General features: G+C 61.3%; 20 protein-coding genes and 1 pseudogene. 9 read left to right on the forward strand and 12 right to left on the reverse strand.

What is annotated here, in order from left to right; all coding sequences use genetic code 11:
• Position 1: 1 nt before the first annotated feature.
• On the reverse strand, positions 2-628 hold the full coding sequence (locus ACLEJR_RS01120; protein WP_440811580.1) for an isochorismatase family cysteine hydrolase: 627 nt from the start codon (positions 626-628) through the stop codon (positions 2-4).
• A gap of 201 nt (positions 629-829) precedes the next feature.
• Here ACLEJR_RS01120 and ACLEJR_RS01125 point away from each other — a divergent pair, with 201 nt between their 5' ends.
• The 4 genes and pseudogenes from ACLEJR_RS01125 to treA all read left to right on the forward strand — a co-directional run bounded on the left by ACLEJR_RS01125 (position 830) and on the right by treA (position 3,975).
• A complete protein-coding gene (locus tag ACLEJR_RS01125; RefSeq protein WP_440811791.1) occupies positions 830-1,330 on the forward strand; it encodes a winged helix-turn-helix transcriptional regulator in 501 nt (166 codons plus the stop codon).
• Positions 1,331-1,547: 217 nt separating this feature from the next.
• Positions 1,548-1,631, forward strand: a pseudogene (locus ACLEJR_RS01130) (YciI family protein); the annotation flags it as partial.
• Positions 1,632-1,665: 34 nt separating this feature from the next.
• Positions 1,666-2,073, forward strand: a complete 408-nt coding sequence (locus ACLEJR_RS01135) for a VOC family protein (protein ID WP_440792317.1) — start codon at positions 1,666-1,668, stop codon at positions 2,071-2,073.
• A gap of 270 nt (positions 2,074-2,343) precedes the next feature.
• On the forward strand, positions 2,344-3,975 hold the full coding sequence (gene treA, locus ACLEJR_RS01140; RefSeq protein WP_440811581.1) for an alpha,alpha-trehalase TreA: 1,632 nt from the start codon (positions 2,344-2,346) through the stop codon (positions 3,973-3,975).
• A gap of 204 nt (positions 3,976-4,179) precedes the next feature.
• Here treA and ACLEJR_RS01145 read toward each other — a convergent pair whose 3' ends face one another.
• Positions 4,180-5,406 carry a zinc-dependent alcohol dehydrogenase gene (locus ACLEJR_RS01145; RefSeq protein WP_440792321.1) on the reverse strand — a complete coding sequence of 409 codons (1,227 nt, stop codon included), beginning with the start codon at positions 5,404-5,406 and terminating at the stop codon, positions 4,180-4,182.
• 182 nt (positions 5,407-5,588) lie between these two features.
• Positions 5,589-6,578, reverse strand: coding sequence for an MBL fold metallo-hydrolase (locus ACLEJR_RS01150; RefSeq protein ID WP_440811584.1), 990 nt, complete (start codon positions 6,576-6,578; stop codon positions 5,589-5,591).
• A gap of 413 nt (positions 6,579-6,991) precedes the next feature.
• Here ACLEJR_RS01150 and ACLEJR_RS01155 point away from each other — a divergent pair, with 413 nt between their 5' ends.
• A complete protein-coding gene (locus tag ACLEJR_RS01155; protein ID WP_440811587.1) occupies positions 6,992-8,953 on the forward strand; it encodes a methyl-accepting chemotaxis protein in 1,962 nt (653 codons plus the stop codon).
• 191 nt (positions 8,954-9,144) lie between these two features.
• Here ACLEJR_RS01155 and yghU read toward each other — a convergent pair whose 3' ends face one another.
• The 5 genes from yghU to ACLEJR_RS01180 all read right to left on the reverse strand — a co-directional run bounded on the left by yghU (position 9,145) and on the right by ACLEJR_RS01180 (position 14,040).
• Positions 9,145-9,984, reverse strand: a complete 840-nt coding sequence (yghU, locus tag ACLEJR_RS01160; RefSeq protein WP_440811589.1) for a glutathione-dependent disulfide-bond oxidoreductase — start codon at positions 9,982-9,984, stop codon at positions 9,145-9,147.
• Between the two features lie 80 nt (positions 9,985-10,064).
• Entirely contained in the window at positions 10,065-10,799 is a 735-nt protein-coding gene (locus tag ACLEJR_RS01165) for a substrate-binding periplasmic protein (RefSeq protein ID WP_440792329.1), read from the reverse strand.
• 24 nt (positions 10,800-10,823) lie between these two features.
• Positions 10,824-12,167 carry a GGDEF domain-containing protein gene (locus ACLEJR_RS01170; protein WP_440811591.1) on the reverse strand — a complete coding sequence of 448 codons (1,344 nt, stop codon included), beginning with the start codon at positions 12,165-12,167 and terminating at the stop codon, positions 10,824-10,826.
• Position 12,168: 1 nt separating this feature from the next.
• Entirely contained in the window at positions 12,169-12,927 is a 759-nt protein-coding gene (locus ACLEJR_RS01175; protein ID WP_440792333.1) for a substrate-binding periplasmic protein, read from the reverse strand.
• A 117-nt stretch (positions 12,928-13,044) separates the two neighbouring features.
• Complete coding sequence (locus ACLEJR_RS01180) at positions 13,045-14,040, reverse strand: aldo/keto reductase (protein ID WP_440792335.1); 996 nt, start codon at positions 14,038-14,040, stop codon at positions 13,045-13,047.
• A gap of 117 nt (positions 14,041-14,157) precedes the next feature.
• Between ACLEJR_RS01180 and ACLEJR_RS01185 the strand changes: the two genes are divergently transcribed.
• Positions 14,158-15,081: a LysR family transcriptional regulator gene (locus tag ACLEJR_RS01185; RefSeq protein WP_440792336.1), complete on the forward strand. Its 924-nt coding sequence runs from the start codon at positions 14,158-14,160 to the stop codon at positions 15,079-15,081.
• Positions 15,082-15,123: 42 nt separating this feature from the next.
• Here ACLEJR_RS01185 and ACLEJR_RS01190 read toward each other — a convergent pair whose 3' ends face one another.
• A complete protein-coding gene (locus ACLEJR_RS01190; protein ID WP_440811594.1) occupies positions 15,124-16,731 on the reverse strand; it encodes an inorganic phosphate transporter in 1,608 nt (535 codons plus the stop codon).
• A 510-nt stretch (positions 16,732-17,241) separates the two neighbouring features.
• On the opposite strand from ACLEJR_RS01190, the gene ACLEJR_RS01195 reads away from it, so the two are divergent.
• The 3 genes from ACLEJR_RS01195 (at position 17,242) to ACLEJR_RS01205 (ending at position 20,671) form a co-directional block, all read left to right on the forward strand.
• The gene (locus ACLEJR_RS01195; RefSeq protein ID WP_440792339.1) at positions 17,242-18,339 is read left to right on the forward strand and encodes a carboxynorspermidine decarboxylase; all 1,098 of its coding nucleotides are present in this window, start codon (positions 17,242-17,244) and stop codon (positions 18,337-18,339) included.
• A gap of 25 nt (positions 18,340-18,364) precedes the next feature.
• Positions 18,365-19,603, forward strand: a complete 1,239-nt coding sequence (locus ACLEJR_RS01200; protein WP_440811794.1) for a saccharopine dehydrogenase family protein — start codon at positions 18,365-18,367, stop codon at positions 19,601-19,603.
• A gap of 567 nt (positions 19,604-20,170) precedes the next feature.
• The gene (locus ACLEJR_RS01205; RefSeq protein WP_440811596.1) at positions 20,171-20,671 is read left to right on the forward strand and encodes a GNAT family N-acetyltransferase; all 501 of its coding nucleotides are present in this window, start codon (positions 20,171-20,173) and stop codon (positions 20,669-20,671) included.
• Positions 20,672-20,847: 176 nt separating this feature from the next.
• Here ACLEJR_RS01205 and ACLEJR_RS01210 read toward each other — a convergent pair whose 3' ends face one another.
• From ACLEJR_RS01210 to ACLEJR_RS01220, 3 genes are read right to left on the reverse strand one after another with little or no spacing between them, the layout of a single operon-like run.
• A complete protein-coding gene (locus ACLEJR_RS01210; protein ID WP_440811599.1) occupies positions 20,848-21,801 on the reverse strand; it encodes a DUF3829 domain-containing protein in 954 nt (317 codons plus the stop codon).
• Positions 21,798-23,462 (reverse strand): J domain-containing protein, encoded by a 1,665-nt coding sequence (locus ACLEJR_RS01215; protein ID WP_440811602.1) that lies wholly within the window; start codon positions 23,460-23,462, stop codon positions 21,798-21,800. Before ACLEJR_RS01215 ends, ACLEJR_RS01210 begins: the two co-directional genes overlap by 4 nt.
• On the reverse strand, positions 23,459-25,165 hold the full coding sequence (locus ACLEJR_RS01220; protein WP_440811604.1) for a molecular chaperone HscC: 1,707 nt from the start codon (positions 25,163-25,165) through the stop codon (positions 23,459-23,461). The genes ACLEJR_RS01215 and ACLEJR_RS01220 overlap by 4 nt, the downstream gene beginning before the upstream one ends.
• Between the last annotated feature and the right edge of the window lie 58 nt (positions 25,166-25,223).

The following is a 25,223-nucleotide window of genomic DNA, read 5'->3' on the forward strand; positions in this document are numbered from 1 at the left end:
CTCAATGCGGTTGCAGGGCCTGGAGGAGCCCGGCGGTGTCGAGGATATTGTGTGCGTACGTGGGGCCATTGAGCGTATGCGCGGCATGCATCATCTCCTGGCTGAACGCCGCCGTCGCATCACGAACCAGGGTCACGTGGTAGCCCAGTTCCATGGCGAAGCGTGCCGTGGATTCGATACAGGTATTGGCCAGCAACCCGACGACGATGACATGGCTGACGCCTTGCTGCTTGAGTTGAAAATCGAGGTCGGTATTGGCGAACCCGCTCTGGCCCCAGTGTTCCTGGACGATGACATCGCCGTCCTGCGGTACGAAATCGGGATGCCATTCGCCGCCCCAGGTGCCTTTGGCGAAGGTATGGCGCTGCTGGATGAGACGTTGGGTCGGATTCGGATGATCCCAATGGTCATAGTCCCCCGGCTGCCAGCGGCGATGCGGCACATAGAATACCTGGATGCCCTGGGCCCGGGCGGTTGCGACGCAGCTTCGCAGGTTGTCGAGCAGGTTGACCTCACGGGCGACGTTGCTCAGCAAGGGGAACAGCTTTCCGCCGTCAGAGAGGAAATCGTTGTAGGGATCCACCAGCAACAGGCCGGTGCGCGCCGGATCATAGGCAAGCTCAGTCATTTCAAGGCTCCAGTCGAGACAGTTTTGAGGTAAGTGCGTTGCTCGCCGATGACGCGGGGAGGTGACGCTCTTAATACATTTCATATTAAATATGAAAATCATAGTGTCAACAAAAACGTAGCCTACAGAGGATTTTATAACGCAGGCTGGATTTCGAAGCCCTACTATGAAAACAATAGTGATCTTGACGAGAGCCCGGTGATTTCGATGCACAATGAGACGAGCGAGACGGTGTGCCCGGTGGCACGCTCGGTGGACATAGTCGGCAACAAATGGACGATCCTGGTGCTGCGCGAGCTGTACATGGGCTCGACGCGTTTCGAAGAAATACAGATCCAGACCGGTGCCACGCCGCAGATGTTGGCCTCGCGCCTGAAGGCACTGGAAGCCGACGGTATGGTCGAGCGCCGGCCCTATAATCAGAAGCCGATGCGCTATGAGTACCAATTGACAGAAAAGGGCTGGGCCTTCTACCCGGTGCTCTACGCATTGCGCGCCTGGGGCGAGGGTTGGTGCAAAGAGGAGGGCGAGGGACTGGCGATGCATTTTGTCCACCGGGCCTGCGGTCATGACGTCGGGTTGGCCAGTATCTGCCCGCACTGCGGCGTGCCTGTGCAGCGCAGGGACCTGGAGGCGACGATCAGCCAACGTTTCCTGGGCGAGCGTACCGCCCGCCGGGAAGCGTTCAAGCGTAAGTCGTGAGCAGCCACTCGCAGTCCGATACGAAACCGCGACCGTCGCCGCTACTCGCACGTCACCGTCTGGTGAAGGAACAGGGCGACTGAGCCTGTTCCTGTACACGGACTTCGCCCCGACAGGCTGAAAAATATTAATCCAGGCTGTCGATTTCCCCCTCGGCCGTTCGATTACCCATACAGCCGTAACCAGGACGGCTTATCGACCCTGAGAAGATATGACCTTGCGCTTTATGGTAATCGTCAAAGCCGGCCCCGAATCGGACGCCGGAGAATTGCCGAGCGAAGAACGGCTGACCGCCATGGGCGCAATCGTGAAACCCGACAACAGGAGATCCCACCATGAGAATCATCCCTTACCTGACCTTTGACGGTCAGTGCAAGCAAGCCTTTGAGCTGTACCAGAGCGTGCTGGGCGGCGAGCTGTTTTCCATGACCTTTGCCGAGGCACCTGAAGACGTCGGCATGCCCAAGGACGCCGACCTGATCATGCACACTTGCCTGACCGTCGGCGACTTCAGCCTGATGGCGTCCGACTGCCCGCCGGGCCAGCCGTATCGCAAGCCGCAGGGCGTATCCGTTTCTCTCAATGTCGACAGCGTGGCCGAAGCCGAGCGTCTGTTTCAAGGCTTGAGCGCCGGCGGTTCGGTGCACATGCCGTTGGCAAAAACCTTCTGGGCGGAACGTTTCGCGATGTTCGAAGACCGCTTCGGGATTGCCTGGATGGTGAATTGCGAAGGGGTGAAGTAGTCGACGGCTAGTCGCTGGCCTGGAGTCGAGACCAGCGACCTGACCTGATTATGCCGAACCTGTCGCCGCGCTATTTCATTAAGCACTTAAAAACTGTGAGCTCTGACAGTAGTGGCGTGGCCGCGTTGCAGCGAGCGCTATGAGTACGCTGACAGCAGCGCAGGTTTCGCTGCGCATAACCTGATCACCCCAAATCCGACTCATTTTAATGAACCCAGCTCCATCGCCTCCTGTCACCTGTCTGTCAGGAACGACAACATGGAGCCGCTGATGCGACCGATCTATCTCACCAGTCTTTCTTTCGCCGCTGTGTTCTGCGCGGCCTGTTCAAGCCAACCCACCGCGACCTGGAGCTACCAGGATGCTCAATCCCGTACCCCTCAACCGCCCGACCAAGCCTATCCCGAGCTGTTTGAAGCGGTGCAGCGCCAGCAGGTGTTCACCGACCAGAAGCACTTCGTGGATGCGCTGCCCAAACGGGAGCCGGCGCAGATCCGCGCCGACTACCTGGCCCGGCGGGCCGACGCGGGCTTCGATCTCAAGGCCTTTGTGGAGGACAATTTCATCGAGTCCGGCGAGGTCGAAAGTCCGGCGCCGAAGCCTGGGGCGCCGATCGAAGAACACATCGATAAACTCTGGCCGGTATTGAGCCGCACCTACCGCGAGGTGCCGCAGTACAGCAGCCTGCTGCCCTTGCCGCAGCCCTATGTGGTCCCCGGCGGGCGTTTTCGCGAGATGTATTACTGGGATTCCTACTTCACCATGCTGGGGCTTGAACGAAGTGGAGACAAAGCCCAGGTCCGCCAGATGACCGACAACTTTGCCTACATGATCGATACCTACGGCCACATTCCCAACGGCAACCGCACGTATTACCTGAGCCGGTCGCAACCGCCGTTCTTTGCCTACATGGTCGAGTTGCAGGCGCATATCGAAGGTGATCAGGCCTATGGGCGCTACTTGCCACAGTTGCAGAAGGAATACGCCTACTGGATGGACGGCGCCAGCACCCTCAAGCCTGGCGAGGCAGCCAGACATGCCGTCAAGCTCGCCGACGGGAGCGTGCTCAATCGCTATTGGGACGCCAACCCGACGCCGCGCCAGGAATCCTGGATGCAGGATGTCAAGACCGCCGAGCAGGCCTCGGGCCGACCCAGGGAGGAAGTCTGGCGCGACCTGCGTGCGGGCGCCGAGAGTGGCTGGGACTTCAGTTCCCGTTGGTTGGGCGATGGACAGAACCTGGCGACCATCCGCACCACGGCCATCGTGCCGGTGGACCTGAACAGTCTGGTCTATCACCTGGAACGCACCATCGCCAAGGCTTGTGAAACGGTGCGGAACACGCCTTGCGTCCAGGCTTATGGGCAGCGTGCCGAGCGCCGTCAGCAGGCCATCGAGAAGCACTTATGGAATGCCGAAGGTGGTTTCTATGTGGATTACGATTGGCAACGGCACCAGCAACGCCAGCAGTTAAGTGCCGCCACATTGTTTCCGCTGTACGCCGGGCTTGCCTCGGTCGAGCACGCCAATCTCACCGCCGATGCGGTGCGTGAGGGCCTGTTGCGTCCCGGGGGCATTGCCACCACTCAGGTCAATAACGGCCAGCAGTGGGACGAACCCAATGGTTGGGCCCCGTTGCAATGGGTGGCGGTGGAGGGGCTGGACCGCTACGGGCAATCGGCGTTGGCGCAACAGATCGGCAGTCGTTTCTTGCAGCAGGTTCAGGACCTCTACGGCAAGGAGAACAAGCTGGTGGAGAAATATGACCTGTCCGGCCAGGGCGATGGCGGGGGCGGTGGCGAATATGAGTTGCAAGACGGCTTCGGTTGGACGAACGGGGTGACGCTCAAACTCATGAGTAAATACTCCGGCGGCGTCCCGCAGCGCATGGCCGGGGAGTGATTGGGAGGAGCGGCCTGGTTCGCGAACGTGTCGGATCAGCAAGCACTGAGTGACTGACCCACCGCTATCGCGAGCAGGCTCGCTCCCACAAGGGATCCGAGGCGAGTAACAGTTTCGTATGGCACCACGAAACTCTGTGGGAGCGAGCCTGCTCGCGATGAGGGCGGCACGTTCCCGCTCGCCCTCAACTCCCAGACAACGAACTCAAGTCACCGGCACCGGAGTCGGGCCGCCATCCTCAGGCAATGCAATGGCGCTATCGTTGCCCGGCGTCAGGATGACCTTGCGGCAATCTTCCTGCTTCTTGTCGAATATCTTGTAGCCCTCGGCTGCCTGCTCCAGTGACAGGCGATGGCTGATGATCACTTCCGGAGACAGGCGCCCGGTCTCGATGTGCCCGAGCAACTCGGGCAGGTAACGCTGCACGTGGGTCTGGCCCATCTTGAAGGTCAGGCCTTTGTCGAACGCATCACCGAACAGGAAACCGTGGATAAAGCCTGCATAGACGCCAGGCACGCTCACGGTGCCGCCGCGCCTGACGGCTGCGATGCACTGGCGCAGCGCCTTGCCGCTGCTGCCTTCGAGCTTGAGCGTTGCCAGTACCGTCTCGGTGGTGCTGCCCTTGGCTTCGAAGCCGACCGCATCGACCACACCGTCCACCCCCCGCATGCCTTTGGTCTGGCGGATGATGGTATCGGCGGGGTCGTCGTCCTCATCGAAATTGATCGGGATCACGCCATAGGTTTTCTGCGCGTAAGCCAGGCGGTAGGGGTGATGATCGACCATGAAAATCTGCTCGGCGCCCAGCATCCTGGCGCAGGCGGCGCTCAACAAGCCGACCGGGCCGGCGCCGTAGATCGCGATGCTCGAGCCATTGCCTATTCCGGTATTGGTGACCGCTTGAAACGCGGTGGGCAAGATGTCGGAGAGGAACAGGACCTTTTCATCCGAGAGTGTCCCCGGCACTTTGAAGGGGCCGGTATTGGCTTTGGGTACGCGCACGTATTCGGCTTGTCCACCGGGTACGCCGCCATATAAATGGCTGAAGCCGAACAGCGCTGCCCCCGGTGGGATCGCCTTCTTGTTCAGGATCGCGCCGCGCCCGGTGTTGGTGGTTTCACAGGCGGCGAACAGGTCCATCTGGCAGAAGAAGCAACTGCCGCAGGCGATCACGAACGGAATCACCACACGGTCGCCCGGTTGCACGGCGGTCACCGCGGAACCTGCATCTTCGACGATGCCCATGAACTCATGCCCGAAGATGTCGCCGTGCTCGACGGTGGGGATTTTCCCGCGATAAAGGTGCAGGTCGGAACCGCAGATCGCCGTTGCGGTGACCCGCAGAATGATGTCGTCGCTGTCCACCAGGATCGGGTCAGGGACCGTATCGACTTTCACATTGTGTGCACCGTGATATGTAAGTGCTCTCATGACGTCCTGCCTCTCTCGATAGCGTGATGATAAAGGGCAGAGGGGCCATGGCCGGAGGAAGTTCAGCGTGATCGCAGGGGCACGGGACTGACGGTTGTTTTCCAACTGCCCAGGCCGCCCCTTCAGCGCGAGGAGACGCTTTCCCCGTGCTGAAGGGCGGCTGGGCCAGGTCTGGCGAGCCTTCAATAATCCCAGAACGCCGCCACCCAACGGAAGGCATCGCCGTCGACCGCCACGCGGCCCACCGACGGGAAGGGCAGGTGAGTGGCGACCAGCAATTCGCCGGACGCCGCCGCTTCCTGCATCAGACGGACCCGCACACGAACCGATTCCTCGGGATCATGTTCAAATCCGTTGTGCCAGTCGGGATGATCGAAGGCGACCGGGAACAGCGCGTCGCCGGCGAACGTCAACCGCTCGTTGCCGGATGTCACGTGAACCACGCAGTGCCCTGGTGTATGGCCGCCGGTGAGCCGCGCGACCACACCGGGTGCCACCTCGCACGTTTGCTCGAATGTATGCAGCTTGCTGCCATAAGCCTTCATGAACTGCTCGGCGGTGGAGCGCAAGACGTCCGGCACGGGTGAGGGCATGGAGGTCCTGGAGAAGTCCGGCGACTTCCAGAACGCTACCTCTTTAGCCGCCACATGGATGCGCAGGTCCGGACGCAGCCGGTTCTTCACCTCATCGACGAGCAGCCCGCCGATATGGTCCATGTGCATGTGAGTAATCACCACATCGGTCACGGACGCCAGGTCAATCCCGGCGGCGGCCAGGCGCTTGGGAAATTGCCCGGCCCTCGGGAAGCCGGCGAACTGCCCGCCCAGTCCCGCGTCGACCAGGATGGTCTGCTCGCCGCTACGCACCACCAATACGTTCAGCGCCCAATCGAACGCGTCCGGTCCGAGGAACATCTCCCTGAACCAGGCGGCACGGGCGGCCGGGTCGGCGTTGGTGGACATTGTCGTGGTCGGCAGCGGCAATACCCCATCGCTGACCACCAGCACATCGATTTCACCGATCCGTAGCGCATAGCGCGAAGGCACCAGTTCCTCGAATCCCGTGTCACCACGCTCGACTGGGGCGTCCAGGCGCACGTTCAATGGCTGCTGACTGTTTCCGTTCTGATGTGTACCACTTTTTTGGGTGGGGTAATCCTGAGGTGTTGTCATGGGATGTTCTCCAGTGCATGGGGGCAAGAGTTCCAGGCGTACACCGCGTACCGACGTGAGGGCGGCGGCTGGCCTGGAGCGTTCAGTTTGCAGGCCGACGCGACGCGTTCGATACCATACGGGGGTATGGTTCGAATGCGCTTTAGGGTGATGATCCTTAGCAAAAGGTATGAAAATGCCTGGCCGATGAGCCGGCAGACCGTCGCAAATAAATGGTCCGCGATTGATCCAGATCAAGGCAATTGCGGATTTACCGTCCGCAACCGGCGTAAGCGGAGCGCGCTTCGATATTAGTCGTGATGGCGGTTTGATATTGCGCTAAGATCCCGGCAGGAACAGCGCGGATACAATCACCTCATAACAAGTTCACGCGTCAATACATTCGATTGAAATGGAATGAGGCTTGAACGCAGATGCTCAAGAATGCACCGCTACGTCTGAAACTTTTACTGATCCTGCTCCTTCCCTTACTGGGGTTTCTGACGTTGGCTGGCGTCTTTGTGGTCGATAACTACAAGACGCTGCAGGATATGAATGCCACGGTAGCGGCCAGCGCCAAGGCACAAAAGTTGAGCCAACTGATCACCACCCTCCAGCGCGAGCGCGGTGCCAGCGGGGTGTTCCTGGGCAGCAACGGCAAGGCCATGGGCGAGCGGATGGCTCGGATGCGCGACGACTCCAGCGCTTCGGTCGAAGTGGTGCGTAGGCTGGCGCAGCCGGGCAACGAAGAATTGGCCAGTGTGCTGCGCGCACTGAACGAGCTGCCGGCCATCCGTGCCCAGGTCGATAAGTTGAGTATCAGCAGCACTGAGTCCGGTGTTCGCTACACCGAAATTATCCAGGCCCTTGTCGGCTACACCCACTCTCTGGAAGCCACGATCGATAACGCCTCCATTGTTCATGCACTCGGTGCGCTCAATCAGTTCATTGAGATGAAAGAGCGCGCCGGGCGGGAGCGGGTCGTGCTCGGCCTGGTATTCAGCCAGGGGCACTTTGACGAGGCGTTGTTATCGCGTTTCAGCCGCAACCTGGGGGAATTTGCCGCTTACTCCGACGCGTTCCGGCGCAAGGCCCCGCCTGCCTTGCTCCACCAGTTCGACGAGCAGATGCAGAAGCCGGCTGCGGCCCAAGTGGGCAAGTTGCAGCGCCTGGCGTTCGAGGTGCCGTTGGGACAACCCCTGGACGTCCAGCCGCAAGCCTGGTTCGAACTCTCCACGCAACGCATCGACCTGATGAGCCAGGTGGAAGAAGCCCTGGGCCAGAGCGTCAGCCACTTGGCGATGCAAGCGCGGGATGAGGCGAGTCGTGCGTTATGGCTGACGATCGCGGCAGTGATCGTGGCGCTGGCGGCTGTCGCGGTGCTCTCGTGTCTGATCATCCGCATGATCGATCTGGCGGTCCGGGATGTGAATCAAGCCCTCGATGGCCTGGCCCAACGCGACCTCACCGCTCGGGCAAGCTATGTAGGCCGGGACGAATTCGGCCAGATCGCCCACAACCTCAATCGCATGGCGCAGGAAATCGGCGTCGTCGTGCAGGAGATCGGCAATGCCACGGCCCAGGTGGCAACCGCGGCGGAGGAGTCTTCCACGGTTACGGTCCAGACTAGCCAGAGTGTCGAGCAGCAGCGCCAAGGCACCGAACTGGTCGCCACCGCAATCAATCAGATGAGCGCGACCGTACGCGATGTGGCGCACAGTACCAACGATGCCGCGCAGATGTCCCGGCAGGTCAACCGCAGTACTGAACAAGGTCGCGAAGAGATCGAGAGCACCATTGGCCTGATTCGCCAGCTGTCCGGGCAGGCTGAGGAAACGGCGCTCATCATTGGTGATCTCAAGCTGGAAAGCGACGCCATCTCCTCGGTGCTGGATGTGATTCGTGGTATCGCCGAACAAACCAATCTGTTGGCGTTGAACGCGGCCATTGAAGCAGCGCGGGCTGGTGATCATGGCCGTGGGTTCGCGGTAGTGGCCTCGGAGGTGCGGACCCTGGCGCAGAAGACCCAGGAGTCCACGGGCAACATTCAACAGATGATCAGCAACCTGCAAGCGGGCTCGGACCGGGCGGCCGTTTCCATGCAACAGACCCTGGGCAAGGCCCAGGACGGTGCGAGCAGAGTCGAGCGGGCCGGTGAGCTGTTGGTGGAAATCGCCGAGGGTGTCGCCAGCATCAGCGACCGCAACACCCAGATCGCCTCGGCTGCGGAAGAGCAGAGCGCGGTTTCCGAAGACATCAATCGCAACGTGAACGAAATCAACGACCTGGTTATCCAGGTGAGCGCCGGCGCCGAGCAGACCGCAATCACCAGCCAGGAACTGGCGCGCCTGGCGGAGTACCAACAACAACTGGTGAGTCGCTTCAAGGTGGCCTGAAGCGGTGATGTAATTTGCGGTGACTAACAATCCCCGTGGCGAGGGAGCTTGCTCCCGCTGGGCTGCGCAGCAGTCCCGGATCCGGCCCGTTGGAGTATCAGGGGGACCGCAAGCGGCTTCTCAGGGGGGCGCTTCGCACCCCAGCCGGAGCAAGCTCCCTCGCCACGGGAGTTGTGTTGGCTGAACGGGGATCAGTCCAGATCCTCGGCCCCATGCCGCTCCGGCACCTGGCTTGCCTCGTCGCCCCAGGTCCGATTGACGCGTTGTCCACGGATGACCGCCGGGCGCTTGGCGATTTCTTCGGCCCAGCGCTGCACATGGGTGTACTCGTGCGCTGCCAGGAACTCGGCGGCTGAGTACACATTGTTGCGCACCAGTTGCCCGTACCAGGGCCAGACTGCGATGTCGGCAATGGTGTAGCTGTTGCCGGCCAGGTATCGGCTTTCGCCAAGACGGCGATCCAACACATCGAGTTGGCGCTTGGTTTCCATGGTGAAGCGGTTGATGGGGTATTCCAGTTTTTCTGGCGCGTAGGCGTAGAAATGTCCGAAGCCGCCACCCAGGTAGGGCGCCGAGCCCATCTGCCAGAACAACCAGTTCAACGTTTCGGTGCGACCCGCCAGGTCGCTGGGCAGCAAGGCACCGAATTTTTCCGCCAGGTACAACAGGATCGAACCGGATTCGAACACCCGCACCGGCGGTTCGGCACTGCGATCCAGAAGCGCCGGGATCTTGGAGTTGGGGTTGACCTCGACAAAGCCACTGGAGAACTGGTCGCCCTCGCTGATGCGGATCAACCAGGCGTCGTATTCGGCGCCCTCATGACCCAGCGCCAGCAGTTCTTCCAGCAATATGGTGACCTTGACGCCATTGGGCGTGCCCATCGAATAGAGCTGCAAGGGGTGCTTGCCGGTGGGCAATGGCTTGTCGTGGGTCGGCCCGGCGACCGGGCGGTTGATGCTGGCGAACTGGCCGCCAGACGGGGCGTCATGTGTCCAGACCTTCGGTGGAACATACGGCGTTTTGCTCATGGGACGTTCCTCGTCGTTTGCGAGTCAGGGCAGGTAGACCGCGAAACCGAACCACGGTGCGGACTACGGGGCCCCAGAGCTTAACGCTTTTCGCCCATGATTCGCCCCACTTCACCTTCAGCCTTGAGCTGTTCGAAGGCGCGTCGGGCATTGGCGACCACCCCATCCGGCGTGTTCAGGCTGAAAGCCAAGTAGACCCGGTGGGGCTGCTCGTCGAGGATGTAGACTTCTTCCAGCGAAGCGAAATCCATCTGCGCATCGGCGCTCAACAGGCGTGCGGTATTTTCAGGCATCGGCACCAGTTGCACCTGCTGATTCAAGAGTTTCTGAAAGTTGTCATGGTTGTTGGCCGAGATGACCAGCCGGGTAAAGCCGCGATCTTGCAGATAGATCTGTTTGGCGTCGTTGCGCACCACACCAATGCTGTATTGCTTGGCGTCTTCGAGACTGTTGACGGCGATGTCGTTGCGCCCGCGCAGTTTGTAGAGCTTGCTCGCCACCCGTTGGATTTCGCCGACCCATTTGAACAACGATTCCCGGGCCGGCGTGCGGTCCAGCGGGAAAATCAGCACGTTGGGTTCATGCAGCGCTTTGTCGTAGGCCCGGGCCCACGGGTAGAGCGACACACTGAAATCGGCCAGACCTGCGTTTTTCAAGGTTTGCTCGGCGATGCGCGTACCTGGCCCGACCACCTTGTCCTCGCGCATGAACGCGTACAAGGAGTCTTCAGTCACGACTTCGACTGTCTCGGCCTGGCTCTTCAGGCAGATCATGGCCAGGAACAAGCATGAGCAGAGCCTCAGACGATCGTACATACAGACCTCGAAAGATGCGGTGGTTTATCGGGCAACGCGGTTGCGCCCTTGGTGTTTGGCCCGGTACAGCGCCTGGTCCGCGCGTTGCAGCAGTTGGTCGAAATGGTCCATGGCGTCCGGGTCCAGCTCGGCCACGCCAATGCTCAGGGTGACAAAAGGCGATATCTGCGAACCGCTGTGAGGCAGCTCCCGCTCGGCCAGGCTCGCGCGGACCCGCTGGGCCGCTTCGTACGCTTGTTCGGCGTCAACGTTGGGCAGCACTACGACGAACTCCTCACCCCCGATGCGTGCGGTGACTTCGCCGGAGCGGCCGAAAACGCTGCGCAGGGTCTCGGCGATCTGCTTCAAGCACTCGTCACCCTGAATGTGGCCGTAGGTGTCGTTGTAGATCTTGAAGAAATCGACGTCGCACATGAGCACGGCCAGCGGAGTCTTGTGACGGATCGCCCGACGGAACTCGATTTCCTTCAATTCATCGAAGTAGCGCCGGTTCGCCAGACCGGTCAAGGCATCGTGGCGCGACAAGGCTTCCAGGGACTGGTTGGCCGCCTTGAGTTCGGCAGTACGTGCTTCGACCAGTTCAGCCAACTGATCCCGGCTGGCGGCGAGGGCCAGTTCATCCGAATGCTGGCGCGCCAGGTGTGCATTGAGGTTGTCTTGCAGTTCGTTGACCTGGGATTCGAGCAGGCTCAGTTCATCCTGGCGATAGGCGGCGCGCTGCAGCTTGAGGTGGCGAGAGAGCGTGTGCGGAGCGAGTTGCCCCAGGTGGTGGGCGATGTGCACTACGTGCACGGTCACCAGCCGGTTGAACATGGTCATGACCAATCCGGCCAATAGCAGCGACTGGATCACCTGGGTGATGACAATACTCCGCGCTTCACCCCAGAGACGTTCCCAGAGCAGTTGGTTATCGCCTTCGATGATCAGCTCACCGACCTTTTCATGAGCACCGGCGTAGGGCTGCGCGACCAACTGGCGATGCAGCACCGGCGCGTCGCTCGATTGTCCGGCCGGGTATCGATTGAGTTCGATGACTTCCGGCAACTGGCCCGGCCGGAGGATATTCAACACCACGCGTCCCACTGGCGCGGCGCTCGCCACGCTGGTGATCTGCTGGTTCAGGGATTCGCGATCCATTTCCCAGATCGCGTGGGCGAGGGTGTTCTGGAACACCTGGTCGATCAGGGCCAGCTCGGAGTTCATTTCCGCCAGGTTGCTTTCCCAGGCCAGCCAGGTCCGCCATGTGACCATGGTCAGGGTGAAGATCAGGCAGAACAACAGCGTTGCAAGGACCAGGCGGCGCCCCAGGGAGCTGAATGCCCTGGTCGGCGGTCGTTGGGAGGCGTTCGCGCGCAAGCGTCCGTCCATGTCACAACCACTTGCGCACGATGGCATCGTAGACGCCATTGTGACGGATGGCCTCCAAGCCTGCCCGGAACTTCTCGACCGTCTCGACCGGCGTCTTGCGGCTGAACGCCATGTAGAAGCCGTCTGCGCGGCTCAATTCGGGCAGCGGCAACGAGCGGATCAGCACTTTGTCCGGATCCTCGCCATTCTGGCGGGTCAGGTACAGCGCATTGAGTTCGTTGGAAATCCACATCTCCACATGGTCGACCTTGAGCTTGCGGTAGTTGTGCTCATAGCGGGTGCTCGACTGCAGTTCCTCGCCGATGCGAAAACCCTTGGAGACCAGGTATTGCTCACCCACGTCCTGGTTGACCGTGGCGATCTGGTGACCGTGGGCGTCGGCCAGGGAGTTGAGTTTCACCGGCCGGTCGGCCAGGGAGTAGAGATACCACTGGGTCGAGGCGATGGCCCCGACCCAGTGGAAAAGCGATTCGCGCTCAGGTGTGCGGACGATGGAATAAATCAGCACATTGCTCTCGTTGAGCGCCAGTTCGTACGCACGCGCCCAAGGCATGGGCTGGATCGGTGCCTGCTCGCCGATCTCCTTGAGGACGGCCTGCACGACTTCGGTGCTCATGCCCGTCACTTTGCCGTCCTGGGTCATGTTGAACGGCGGCAGTTCCTCGGTCACGATGCGCAATGGCTCATGCGCCGCGCAGGAGCTGGCGGCGAGGAGCGTCAGGGCGCCCCACGTCAGGAGGCGATTAAGCAGCGAAACCATCGATAAATAACCCTATGCAACCGTATTCCGGCCAGGCTCGAGGCCGTCATTCATAAGGCTATCGGCTGGACTGCCCGCTGCTTGAGCCTGGACCGATATCGGCGCCCGACGGTTCGCTCAGCCGTCGAGCAGCGTCATCGTCTGGGCATGGTAGCGATCACCGGCGACCGCGCCTTCGCCTGCGAAGATTTCATCGAGCTGAGCCAACTCTCCCATGCTCAACTCAACCCCGATGGCCGCCACGTTGCTTTCCAGGTATCGGCGCTGCTTGGTGCCGGGGATCGGGATGATATGTTCGCCTTGGGCCAGGACCCAGCCCAAAGCCAGTTGCGAGGCGCTGACGCCCTTGGCGGCGGCCAGGGCCTTGACCCGTTCCACCAGTGCCAGGTTGCGATTGAAATTGTCACCCTCGAAGCGTGGGTTGGATCGGCGATAGTCATCGGCGGCAAAATCCTGCGCCGACTTCAGTGCGCCGGTCAGGAAACCTCGGCCCAGTGGGCTGTACGCGACGAACGCGATGCCCAGGCGTCGGCAGGTATCGAGCACGCCATTGTGTTCCGGATCGCGGGTCCACAACGAATATTCGCTTTGCACTGCCGCCAGCGGGTGCACGGCCTGTGCCCGCTGGATGGTCTGGGCGCTGGCTTCGGAAATGCCGATATGACGGATTTTGCCGGCCTTGACCAGTTCGGCCATGGCGCCGATGGTTTCTTCGACCGGCACGTCAGGGTCGATACGATGCTGGTAATAAAGGTCCAGGTAGTCGGTCTCCAGACGCTTGAGGCTGCCGTCGATTGCCTGTCTGACGTACTCGGGGCGCCCGTTGACGCCTCGGGCATGGGGATCGCTGCTGCGCACCAGGCCGAACTTGCTTGCCAGGTAAATACCGTCACGCTTGCCGCGCAGGGCGCGCCCGAGCAGTTCTTCGTTGGTATGTGGGCCGTACATGTCGGCCGTGTCGAACAGTGTCACGCCCAGTTCCAGCGCACGGTGGAGCGTGGCGATGGCTTCATGTTCATCCACACCGGTGGTGTAGAAATCCGACATGCCCATGCAGCCCAGGCCGATGGCGGAAACGTGTGGGCCGTGATGACCGAGTTGGCGGGTCTTCATGCGAGTGACTCCTGAGTCGATTGAATACCCGATCAGTCTCTATCAGGCCTTTTTCTGGATAAAGCCGCGATGATTGGTTTAACTATTCGTGATTTCTAAATAGTTGGGGGCGAGTCGATGGACCGATTACAGGCCATGCAGGTGTTCAGGCGCATCGTCGAACTGGGCGGCTTCGGCAAGGCGGCCGATGACCTGGGCCTGCCGCGGGCGACTGTCAGTCTGTTGATCCAGCAACTGGAAGCTCACCTCGGTGTGCAACTGCTGCAACGCACCACGCGTCAGGTGCGGGCAACGCTCGATGGTGAAGCGTATTACCAGCGCAGCGGGAAATTGCTCGACGATCTCGATGACCTGGAAAGCTCTCTTTCTGCGCAGCGCAGTCAACCGCGCGGCACGTTGAAAGTGGACATGCCCATCGCCTTCGGTTGCGCCTGGATCGTGCCACGCCTGCCTGAGTTCTATCGGCGCTATCCGGCATTGCAATTGGATCTGGGCTTTCACGACCGCCAGGTTCACCTGCAACGCGAGGGTGTGGATTGTGCGATCCGTGCCGGCAACATCGTCGATCAGGCACTGGTGGCGCGGCCGATCGTGAAACTGCATCAGTTGACCTGCGCCAGCCCCGATTACCTTGCGCGCTGGGGCAGCCCGCAGCAGTTGGAGGACCTGAAGGCGCATCGCATGATCCAGTTTTCAGCCGGCAGCGGACGCTTTTTCCCATTCGAATTCGAGGTGGCGGGGCAGGTGCGCGAGTGGCAGCTGCCCGGCGCATTGACAGTCAACAATGCCGACGCCTACGTGGCGGCGGCCGAAGCGGGTCTGGGCTTGATCCAGGTGCCGCGCTATCACGTGCAACGGCAACTGGCCCAGGGTCGGCTGATACCCGTGCTGGAGGAGTACCGCGTGCCGTCCTGGCCGATCTCGGCGGTGTACCCGCCCCATCGACAGCTATCGCCGCGGGTGCGGGTGTTTATCGATTGGCTGATCGAACTGCTGCATGGCGTGGCGCACGTGCAGCCAACGTTGATGGCGAAGGTGTGAGCGACGAGGCCCCCACTGACGTGAAGCCTCGCAGCGACAGACTCAGAACAACTTGGTAAACAACCAGTACAGACTCCCGGACAACAGAATCGCCGCAGGCAGTGTCAGGACCCAGGCCATCACCAGATTGCGGATCGTGCGCATCTGCAAACCGGAGCCATTGGCGACCATGGTCCCGGCCACGCCCGAGGACAGCACATGCGTGGTCGAGACCGGCAAGCCGAACACGTCGGCAGCGCCAATGGTCATCATCGCCACGGTTTCTGCCGAAGCACCCTGGGCGTAGGTCAGGTGGCTCTTGCCGATCCTTTCACCCACCGTCACCACGATGCGCTTCCAGCCGACCATAGTGCCCAGGCCGAGGGCAATCGCCACCGCGATCTTCACCCACAGCGGAATGAACCGCGTCGAGATGTCGATCTGTTGCTTGAACAGTTGCAGTTTATCGGTGGTATCGGCGTCGAAACGACCGACTTTGTTCTTGTCCATCAGGCGAATGGTTTCGCTTGTCAGGTACATGTCGTTACGCACGTTGCCCACGGCTTCGGCGGGCACCCGGGCGAGCGAGCCGTAGCCTTTGACCTCGGCGCCGATGCTGCCGGTCAGCGCGGCCAGGGCCGGTACCAGTTGCGGCGTGGCCTGCTTGCTGCTGATGAAGCTGGACAGCACCGCGCGAGGATTGGCCGGTGCCGGTTGGGGTGAATGCTTCACCAGGGCCTGCTGGGTCACTTCAGCCACGGCGGCAAATTGCAGCGCCTGGTCGGCCGGCATGGTGCGGTTCAGCGCATAGGCCATCGGCAGGGTGCCGACCAGGATCAACATGATCAGCCCCATGCCTTTCTGACCGTCGTTGGAGCCGTGGGCGAACGAGACGCCGGTGCAGGTCAGGATCAGCATGCCGCGAATCCACCATGGCGGCGGGGTGTTGCCTTCAGGGGCCTTGTACAGCGAGCGATTCTTGACGAAGGCCCGCAGCGCCAGCAGTAGCAGCGCGGCGCAACCGAAGCCCACCAGCGGCGATAACAGCAAGGCGTAGCCGATCTTGCTCGCCTGGACCCAGTCTACGCCGCTGGTGCCGTCGCGACCGTGCATCAGGGCATTGGCGACGCCGACGCCGATGATCGAGCCGATCAGGGTGTGGGACGAAGAGGCCGGCAAGCCCAGCCACCAGGTGCCAAGGTTCCACAGGGTGGCGGCGATCAGCAGGGCGAAGATCATGGCGAAACCGGCGGATGAGCCGACCTGCAGGATCAGCTCCGCGATGATGCCGAAGGCCACCGCGCCGCTGGACAGCAGCACTCCCAGGAAGTTGAAGAACCCCGACCAGGCCACTGCAAGGTTCGGCGCCATGGAGTTGGTGTAGATCACCGTGGCCACCGCGTTGGCGGTGTCGTGGAAACCGTTGACGAACTCGAAGCCTAGGGCGATCAGCAGCGCCACGCCCAGCAGCAGGAACGGCGTCCAGGTGGTGACTACCGTGCCGAATTCGTTCATGTCGTGCATCAGGCTGTAGGCAGTAAACAGCAATCCGCTGCCCAGCACGGCGAAGAACACCACTAGGGTGAACACGCTAGGCTTGCGATTGAGCTGCGGTCTTGAACGGTGGGCGACTGGACTCGATGGGTCCAGGGCCAGGGTCGGGTGGGTCATGATCAGACTCCGGTTCATTGGGCTCTGGAGGCTCGACTCACCCTAGTTGCAATTTGTTACACAGTCTTGACGGTCGCCCTTGCGTCTGACGGTTTTGTGACTACTAAAACGTTTTATTCCAGAAGATGCCGCCACATGTCTGCCTGTGCCTCGAATGTTGATCTATCTCGACACAAAAGCGGTTTCCGCAATATACGGCGGCTTTCTGAAGAACATAAAAGTGTCATGCGTCTGTCATCGCAGTGATGCCAGGCTTGCCCGGCGCTCTGGTCGTAGTCGTTAGAGGGTATCGTCAGCCGGTTCTCAAGTGCCCGCGTCGAAGCCTCTTGGGTTTCCTGCTTCGCCGGGCTTCGATCATTTTCTTTAAAGAACAATGGGTAAACCGATTATCGGAAGCCTGCGCGTGGATCGGGGTGATTACGCCAACGGGGCTTTTCGCTCTTTCGATATGCAGTCAGTGAAGGCACAATGCGCATCCTTTTTTGGCTCGCCTTGCCGGAGGCCGCGAAAATGATCAAAACGCCGTATTACCTCATCGATAAACAGAAACTGCTGGCGAACATGCAGAAGATCGCCTATGTGCGTGAGCAGTCCGGGGCCAAGGCCTTGCTGGCACTCAAGTGTTTCGCCACCTGGTCGGTGTTCGACCTGATGCAGCAGTACATGGACGGCACCACTTCGTCGTCGCTCTACGAGCTCAAGCTCGGTCGGCAGAAGTTCGCCGGCGAGACCCACGCCTACAGCGTGGCCTGGGCCGACGATGAGATCGAGGAGATGCTCGCCAACTGCGACAAGATCATCTTCAACTCCATCGGCCAATTGCAGCGCTACGCCGAGGCGTCCGCCGGCAAGGTCCGTGGCCTGAGGGTCAATCCGCAGGTGAGCAGTTCGGATTACCTGCTGGCCGACCCGGCGCGTCCGTTCAGCCGCCTGGGTGAATGGGACCCGGTGAAGGTCGAGCAGGTCATCGAGCAGATCTCCGGCTTCATGTTCCATAACAACTGCGAAAATGGCGACTTCGGCCTGTTCGACCAAATGCTCGGCACTATCGAAGAGCGCTTTGGTCACCTGTTACATAAGGTCGAGTGGGTCAGCCTGGGTGGCGGCATCCACTTCACTGGCGAGGGCTATGCGCTGGACGCGTTCTGCGCACGTCTCAAGGCGTTCTCGCAAAAGTATGGCGTGCAGGTCTACCTGGAGCCGGGTGAAGCGGCGATCACCCAGAGCGCATCGCTGGAAGTCACCGTGCTCGATACGCTCTACAACGGCAAGCACCTGGCCGTGGTGGACAGCTCCATCGAGGCGCACATGCTCGATCTGCTGATCTATCGCCTGAACGCCAAGCTGGCGCCGAGCGAGGGCGAGCACACCTACATGATTTGCGGCAAGTCGTGCCTGGCCGGAGATATTTTCGGCGAATACCCATTCGATCGTCCGCTGTCCATCGGCGATCGGCTGTCGTTCATCGACGCAGCAGGCTACACCATGGTCAAGAAGAACTGGTTCAACGGCCTGAAAATGCCGTCCATCGTAGTGAAGCAACTCGACGGCAGCGTCGAAGTGGTTCGCGAATTTGTTTACGACGACTATCTGTCCAGCCTTTCTTGAGCTGGCGGAAGGAGACTTGAAGAAATTGAAGAAGAACGTACTTATCATTGGTGCAGGAGGTGTCGCCAAGGTGGTGGCCCACAAGTGCGCGCAGCACAACGACGAACTCGGTCGTATTGCTATCGCGTCGCGCAACATCTCCAAATGCCAGGCCATCATCGACAGCGTCAAGGCCAAGGGTAGCCTCAAGCAGCCCGCCGACATCAAGGCTTTTGCGCTCAACGCGCTGGATGTCGAAGCGACCAAGGCGCTGATTCGCGAGACCGAGTCGCAGATCGTCATCAACGTCGGCTCCGCTTTCCTCAACATGTCGGTGCTGCGTGCCTGCATCGATACCGGCGTGGCCTACCTGGACACCGCCATCCACGAAGAACCGGGCAAGGTCTGCGAAACGCCGCCTTGGTACGGCAACTATGAGTGGAAGCATCTGCAGGAGTGCCAGGAGAAGAACATCACCGCCATCCTCGGCGTGGGTTTCGACCCGGGCGTGGTCAATGCCTATGCGGCACTGGCCCAGCAACAGCATTTCGACCGCATTAATTCGATCGACATTCTCGACGTCAATGCCGGTTCGCACGGCAAGTATTTCGCCACGAATTTCGATCCGGAAATCAATTTCCGTGAATTCACCGGACAGGTGTGGAGCTGGCAGGACAGCCAGTGGACCAGCAACACCATGTTCGAAGTCAAGCGCACCGACGACCTGCCGGTCGTGGGCTCGCAGAACCTGTACCTCACCGGCCATGACGAAGTGCATTCGCTGTCCAAGAACCTCGACGTGCCCAACGTGCGTTTCTGGATGAGCTTTGGCGAACACTACATCAATGTGTTCACCGTCCTGCGCAACCTCGGCCTGCTCTCCGAGCAACCGGTCAAGACCGCCGAAGGCCTGGAAGTCGTGCCGCTGAAAGTGGTCAAGGCCGTGCTGCCTGACCCGAGCTCGCTGGCGCCGGGTTACACCGGCAAGACCTGCATCGGTGACCTGGTCAAGGGTGTCAAGGACGGCCAGCCGCGGGAGATGTTCATCTACAACGTGGCCGACCACGAAGAGGCCTATGCCGAAACCGACAGTCAGGGCATCTCCTACACCGCCGGCGTACCGCCAGTCGCCGCAGCCCTGCTGGTAGCCCGTGGCGAGTGGGACGTGCGACGCATGGTCAACGTCGAGGAGCTGCCGGCCGAGCCGTTTCTTAAGGCATTGGACGTAATGGGCCTGCCGACGCGCATCAAGGACGAGCAGGGCGACCGCCCCTGGAACGGCTGATAAGCGACTGATGCCGAGCGGTTTGCCGTCAGCGTGAAGACCTGGCAAACCTCAGGAAATGCCCCGTATCGAAAGGTACGGGGCATTTTCGTTATGGCTGACTCTGACCCACCGCCATCGCGAGCAGGCTCGCTCCCACAATGGATCTGGTGTGCATACAGATTTCGCATCCGCCACAAAACCCCTGTGGGAGCGGGTTTACCCGCGAAAGCGGCAGCCAATTCAACATCTGCTCGGCTGACCCACCGCCATCGCGAGCAGGCTCGCTCTCACAATGAATCTGGTGTGCATACAGATTTCGCATCCGCCACAAAACCCCTGTGGGAGCGGGTTTACCCGCGAAAGCGGCAGCCAATCCAACATCTGCTCGGCTGACCCACCGCCATCGCGAGCAGGCTCGCTCCCACAGTGATCCTGGTGTGCATACGGATCCCGCACCCGCCACAATCCCCCTGTGGGAGCGAGCCTGCTCGCGATGGCGGTGGAACAGCCAATGAGATGCCGACTGTTCCCATAGCCACACATTCGCCCTTACGATTGCCATCGGAACCCAAGGAGAGGTCACCAGTGCAATCCATCAATATTCGCGAACTGAAAATGACCGATGCCCAGGCACTACTGGCATTCGAAGCCGACAACCGCACCTGGTTCGAATCTCACATCGACCCTCGCGACCCTTCGTTCTATTCGCTTGAAGGCGTCACAGCGCACATCGAAAGCTATCTGGCTGATTTCGCCGCCCAGACCTGGCATCCGTTTGTGATCGAGGATTGCGGCGCAAGGATCGTCGGTCGGGCAAATCTGAAAAACATCAACTCACCGCAGGGCTCGGGGGAAGTGGGCTATCGGATAGATCAAGGCGCCTGCGGGCAGGGGTTGGCAACGCTGGCCTTGAAGCGCCTGATCGAGGAAGCGCGCAAGCGCTGGGATCTGACGCAGTTGGTGGCGTATGTGTATCCGGGCAACGCGGGTTCGAGAAAGGTTGTCGAGCGGTGCGGGTTCGTACCTGAGCAGCTAGCCAACGACAATACATCCAGAGGCGAATGCCGTTTCGTGCTTGCGCTCTGACCTGTAATGGCCGGCCGGTTCGCGGTGGGTCACCCCCAGCTTTCGTTCAACAGGCGCGGGTGTGCCGAACTTCTCCAGTCACCGCACCGACAACAACGGACGCAGCCCATGGAAGTCTTTCTTCAGAGGCACTTCGCAAGCCTGCAAGTAATCTCTGTGGTAGGTTTTCCGGCTGATCAATACTGCCCCTGCACCGCAGCGTTATAGCGCCTGCGCAACTCATCGTATCCAGCTTGTGCCGCCGCGAGGTCCTGGTTCAGCTGCGCGGCATCGGCTCTTGCCGCCCAGTGTCGCTGCAAGCGTTCCAGGGTGGCGATCCATTCCTTGGCAGCGAGGCTGATTTTGCTCCATACGGGCGGGCCGCCGTTGGCGGAGCGTAGGCGGGGTAGCGCCTGTACGGCAGAGTCGGCGTCCGTCCAGGTGGCCGCCAGGGTTTGCTGCATGGCAAGCAACTGTTTTTGGGTCAAGGGCGTGCCTGCCGTCATGGCATCCAGGGCATTGATGGTTTGGCGGGCATCGATCATGAAACGCAGCGTGTACCAATGCTGATCGCGTCCCAGACGTTTCTCGATGGCTGCCAATTGCTCTTGCCGAACCTGCAGTTGCGGCTGTTCCAGCGCCTGGCGCAGCGGTACTGCCTGGGCGCGCACATCCTGCAAATGCGTGGTAAAGGTCCGGTCGAGTGTTTCCAGGCCCCGATCATCCCGGTCGGCCGGCCGTTCTGCCAGCCACTGCTCGACAGCCAGGGCGTCCGGGCGCAGGCGGTTATAGGCCTGGACGTAGTTCCTGGCCAGGGCACTGAGGCCGGGATCACGGTGGCTAAGCCAGGGTTTACACGGCGATGGTTGGGCGTCCTGCGGTCGGGTGAGACTGCCTGTGCCCATGCCGAAGCCGGGGAAGAACCAGCCAAACGGCCATTTTTCCCTGGGTTGGGAAACCAGGGTGCGATAGCTGACATAACGCTCTTCAAGAAGCTCGGCACCGTCGATCAGGCAGGTGTTGATGTCCTGGACTTCGGACCAGCGCGACAGTGTTTCGCGATCAAGGTCGGGCGCGGACAAGCGCAGGACCATCCAGCTCATTGTCAGCAGAACGACAACGGCAGTGAAAAAGGCTCGGGTGCTGATCATGGTTGGCTCGTGCTATGCCACTGTAACGTGGACAGTTCCGAAGGGCAGGACGGGGGTGTCAGCTGGCGGGCGATGCAGGTTCGCTGCGGCCAGGCCTGGAGGCCCTGGTTTACAGCGAGGGCGCCGTTGCTGGCCAGGGCATTACCCAATAGCACAAGGGGCACGAGCATGCCCAGGAACAAGCCGATGAGCACGTCGCCAGGGATGCGTTCATAGAGCCGGGCGAACACAGACGGGCCGCGTCCGGAGGTCCTTCGCCGGCTCATGACGGCCAAGGCACCGAGGATGCCAAAGTACGTCCCTGCGGCGAGCGTTCCTCCCGCCAGATAAATGAGCCCACCCAGCAGCCCGACCCAGAGACTTTCGCGTATCGGCAATGGCGCGGGCCGGCGCAAACTCAGCCAGTGACCGAAGCGAGCGTGGAGCGACTGGTCCAGGTGCCAGGCGCCCCGACACAGGACCTTGCAGCAGGCGCTGAGCCCCCAGGCGACCACACCCAGCAGCAACGCACGCATGAGCATGTCGAGTACGCTGCTGAAGAACGACCCGCCGAGTAGATATTCGAATTGCCAGCTCATCCAGGTCGAGGCGCCCAGGATCGCCAGCGGCACGGCCATGATCGGCGGTTGCCGACGCAGCGGGCGCCAGGTGTCCGGGGCCAGCTCGGGTCGATCTTCAAGCAGTTCCGGGTGACGACTCTCAACCGTACGGTACAGCGCCTCGCAGGCCGCCCAGTCCTGCGCGCCGAAGGTCATGCTCAGGCGCACCCGGGCGTCTTCGTCGAGCCCGCCAAACAACATGCGCGCGGCCTTGGCGTCGCTGCTGTCGGCGGTGGTTGCGAGGCGCGTCTGCTGCTCAAGGAACGTTGCGCAATGGCTACGGGCGAGCAATTGGCTCCACCAGGGTTCGGGGCAGGGGCTGTGATGGCCGGTCTGCTTCCAGCCCTGTTGCGCGCAGATCGCGTCGAACCGCGCTTCAGACCAATGCGGTGCCTGCAACAAGGCCATGGCCAGGCATCGATTCAGCCACTGTCGCGCATCGAGCGTCTGCAGCCAGGGGCTGGCACCGAGTTGTCGGGCCAGATCGAGAAAGCGCTGGTTGTCGTGGCAGGCTCCGGTCAGGCGCGACCATGCCAGCCCCATGAGCTTGTTGCGCAACTGCTCGGTGGCGCCAACGGGTAGATCCTCGCGCTGCCACGGTGTCAGCCAATGCAGCTGTCCGATGGCGGCTTCAGTCAGCGCGTAGCTGTCTTCCTGCGCCAGGCAATGCATGAGCAGGCCGTGTTCGAAGTCTCGCTCGCATCCGTAGAGGCGCGCTTGGGCCACGCGGTCGGCGAGGTTGGTCGCACTGATCGCTTCCAGGCATTGCATCGCCAGGCGTTGGCTCGGGGACGGGCCTTGCGGTTCTGCTGGCCTGGGTTCCGGGCGCGGGGCCTCGGGCTGCGTTTCAAGCCAATCGACGGGAATCGATTCTTCAGCCTCGACCACCACTTCCTGTTGCCAATCGGCCCAGGCCAAGGCTTGCTCGTAGGCCTCGCGCAAACGTTGGAAACCCTCGGGATCTTCATCTGGCCGATGCTGTTTGAGCAGGTTCGCATACTGGCGCTTGATGCTGCGTTTGTCGGCGTCCGCCGGCAGGCCCAGGACTTCCCAGCAGCTCATCGCCAGACACCTTCTTCCAGCGCGTCGAGTTGCGCGCTGATGTGCAGCCGTAACTCGCGAATGTCATGCAGCTCCTGGGTCTCGAGCACCCGGGCGAAGCGCGTGGCCATCTCGTCGAGCTGCTGGCGCAGGTCGCCACGGCTTTCCTGGTACAGGCGCTCGAGCCGGGCGATCAGCAAGGTGTTGGGTTGTTCGTCCCGTGGATGGATCTTCAACGCTTGCAAAGCCTCGAGACGCTGCTGGATCTGCGCGCTGTCCAGCACGCCGGCGTTATTGGCGATCACCAGATTGCGTCGCTCCCCGGTCTGGACAATCTGCGCGTCAGCCTCCAGCAGGCCGTTGGTGTCGTAGGTGAAACGTACGTCGATGCTGACTTCTCCGGCGGGCATCGGCGGCACGGCAATCTCCAGTTCGCCCAGAAGAATGTTTTCGCTGATCCGCCGGCTTTCGCCCTGGTAGACCTTCAGCAGCACGACCTTCTGCTGATCCTTGAGGGTGTACACGCGCTTGACCTTGCTCACCGGCACCACGCAGTTGCGTTCGATGATCGGCAGATAGTGGCCGTCTTCGAGCGTGCCGCCATATTCGACGGCGATTTCGACGCCCATGGAATAGGGACAGACGTCGGTCATGACCACTTCTTCGAGCGCCGCGTCACGACTCTTCAAGCCGGCCTGTACCGCCGCGCCCAGTGCCACGGCTTCGTCGGGGTTGAGCTGGATCGAAGGGAAGCGTCCGAACAGACTGGCCGCCAGCTTTCGCACCAGCGGCATGCGCGTGGTGCCGCCCACCAGCAACACTTCGTCCAGTTCGCTGGCGCGGATCCTTGCGTCGCGCAGGGCGGTCTCGATGGGGGCCCGAAGCCGAGTGAACAGGGGTGCATAAAGCTCGGTGAGCGCCGCCTGGGTGTATTCACGACGCCATTCACGCTCGCCCTGGCGTACCGAGAAGATCGCGCTGGCGTCATGGCCCAGGGTTTTACGCACACGTTCGGCCTCACGCCGCAGCCGCCCATAAAGCTGCGCGTCGCTAAGGGCCAGCGGACCTTCGGAGCTGACGGCCTGAGCGGCGACGAAATCCTGGAGCAACAGCGTGTCGAAGTCTTCCCCGCCCAGGTAGTTGTCGCCGGCACTGGCGCGCACTTCCATGACGCCTTCGAACAGTTCCAGGATGGAGACGTCGAAGGTCCCGCCGCCAAGGTCGAAAACCAGGAAGGTGCTGGCGTTGTCGCGCTGATGCAGGCCGTAGGCGAGGGCGGCCGCGGTGGGTTCGTTGATCAGCCGCTCGACCTTGAACCCCGCCAGTTCACCGGCAATGCGCGTGGCCTTGCGCTGGGCGTCGCTGAAATAGGTCGGGACGCTGATCACGGCTTCTTCCACCGGTTCGCCGAAATGCCGTTCGGCGTCCTCGCGCAAGCTGCGCAGGACCATCGCTGAAAGCTCTTCGGCGCGAAACTCACGATTGCCGAGGGTGGTGATACGGGAGCTACCCATATAACGTTTGAACAGCGAGGCGGTCAGCTGCGGATGAGTCTGTAACCGCTCCAGCGCCGCACGACCGACCATGACCCGGCCTTCGTCGTCCAGGCCCACCACGCTGGGGGTGAGCCACTCGCCCAGCGCATTGGGGACCAGCTGTGCCGCGCCGTCGCGCCATACCGCGATCAGGCTGTGGGTGGTCCCCAGATCAATGCCGACAATCATGTCCGTTGAATCTCCCTATCGTTGCTTTTTGCTAGGCGCCACCTGCGAGCCCGCAGCT

Source organism: Pseudomonas sp. SMN5 (genome assembly GCF_052041925.1).
GTDB lineage: Bacteria > Pseudomonadota > Gammaproteobacteria > Pseudomonadales > Pseudomonadaceae > Aquipseudomonas.

What these genes read in the sequence shown, in the direction of transcription:
- ACLEJR_RS01195 (WP_440792339.1), top strand. Translation starts at nt 17,242, where the DNA reads ATGATCAAAACGCCGTATTACCTCATCGATAAACAGAAACTGCTGGCG.
- yghU (WP_440811589.1), bottom strand. Translation starts at nt 9,984, where the DNA reads ATGAGCAAAACGCCGTATGTTCCACCGAAGGTCTGGACACATGACGCC.
- ACLEJR_RS01145 (WP_440792321.1), bottom strand. Translation starts at nt 5,406, where the DNA reads ATGAGAGCACTTACATATCACGGTGCACACAATGTGAAAGTCGATACG.
- ACLEJR_RS01175 (WP_440792333.1), bottom strand. Translation starts at nt 12,927, where the DNA reads ATGGTTTCGCTGCTTAATCGCCTCCTGACGTGGGGCGCCCTGACGCTC.
- ACLEJR_RS01190 (WP_440811594.1), bottom strand. Translation starts at nt 16,731, where the DNA reads ATGACCCACCCGACCCTGGCCCTGGACCCATCGAGTCCAGTCGCCCAC.
- ACLEJR_RS01165 (WP_440792329.1), bottom strand. Translation starts at nt 10,799, where the DNA reads ATGTACGATCGTCTGAGGCTCTGCTCATGCTTGTTCCTGGCCATGATC.
- ACLEJR_RS01180 (WP_440792335.1), bottom strand. Translation starts at nt 14,040, where the DNA reads ATGAAGACCCGCCAACTCGGTCATCACGGCCCACACGTTTCCGCCATC.
- ACLEJR_RS01185 (WP_440792336.1), top strand. Translation starts at nt 14,158, where the DNA reads ATGGACCGATTACAGGCCATGCAGGTGTTCAGGCGCATCGTCGAACTG.
- ACLEJR_RS01220 (WP_440811604.1), bottom strand. Translation starts at nt 25,165, where the DNA reads ATGATTGTCGGCATTGATCTGGGGACCACCCACAGCCTGATCGCGGTA.
- ACLEJR_RS01135 (WP_440792317.1), top strand. Translation starts at nt 1,666, where the DNA reads ATGAGAATCATCCCTTACCTGACCTTTGACGGTCAGTGCAAGCAAGCC.
- ACLEJR_RS01215 (WP_440811602.1), bottom strand. Translation starts at nt 23,462, where the DNA reads ATGAGCTGCTGGGAAGTCCTGGGCCTGCCGGCGGACGCCGACAAACGC.
- ACLEJR_RS01210 (WP_440811599.1), bottom strand. Translation starts at nt 21,801, where the DNA reads ATGATCAGCACCCGAGCCTTTTTCACTGCCGTTGTCGTTCTGCTGACA.
- treA (WP_440811581.1), top strand. Translation starts at nt 2,344, where the DNA reads ATGCGACCGATCTATCTCACCAGTCTTTCTTTCGCCGCTGTGTTCTGC.
- ACLEJR_RS01150 (WP_440811584.1), bottom strand. Translation starts at nt 6,578, where the DNA reads ATGACAACACCTCAGGATTACCCCACCCAAAAAAGTGGTACACATCAG.
- ACLEJR_RS01120 (WP_440811580.1), bottom strand. Translation starts at nt 628, where the DNA reads ATGACTGAGCTTGCCTATGATCCGGCGCGCACCGGCCTGTTGCTGGTG.
- ACLEJR_RS01170 (WP_440811591.1), bottom strand. Translation starts at nt 12,167, where the DNA reads ATGGACGGACGCTTGCGCGCGAACGCCTCCCAACGACCGCCGACCAGG.
- ACLEJR_RS01155 (WP_440811587.1), top strand. Translation starts at nt 6,992, where the DNA reads ATGCTCAAGAATGCACCGCTACGTCTGAAACTTTTACTGATCCTGCTC.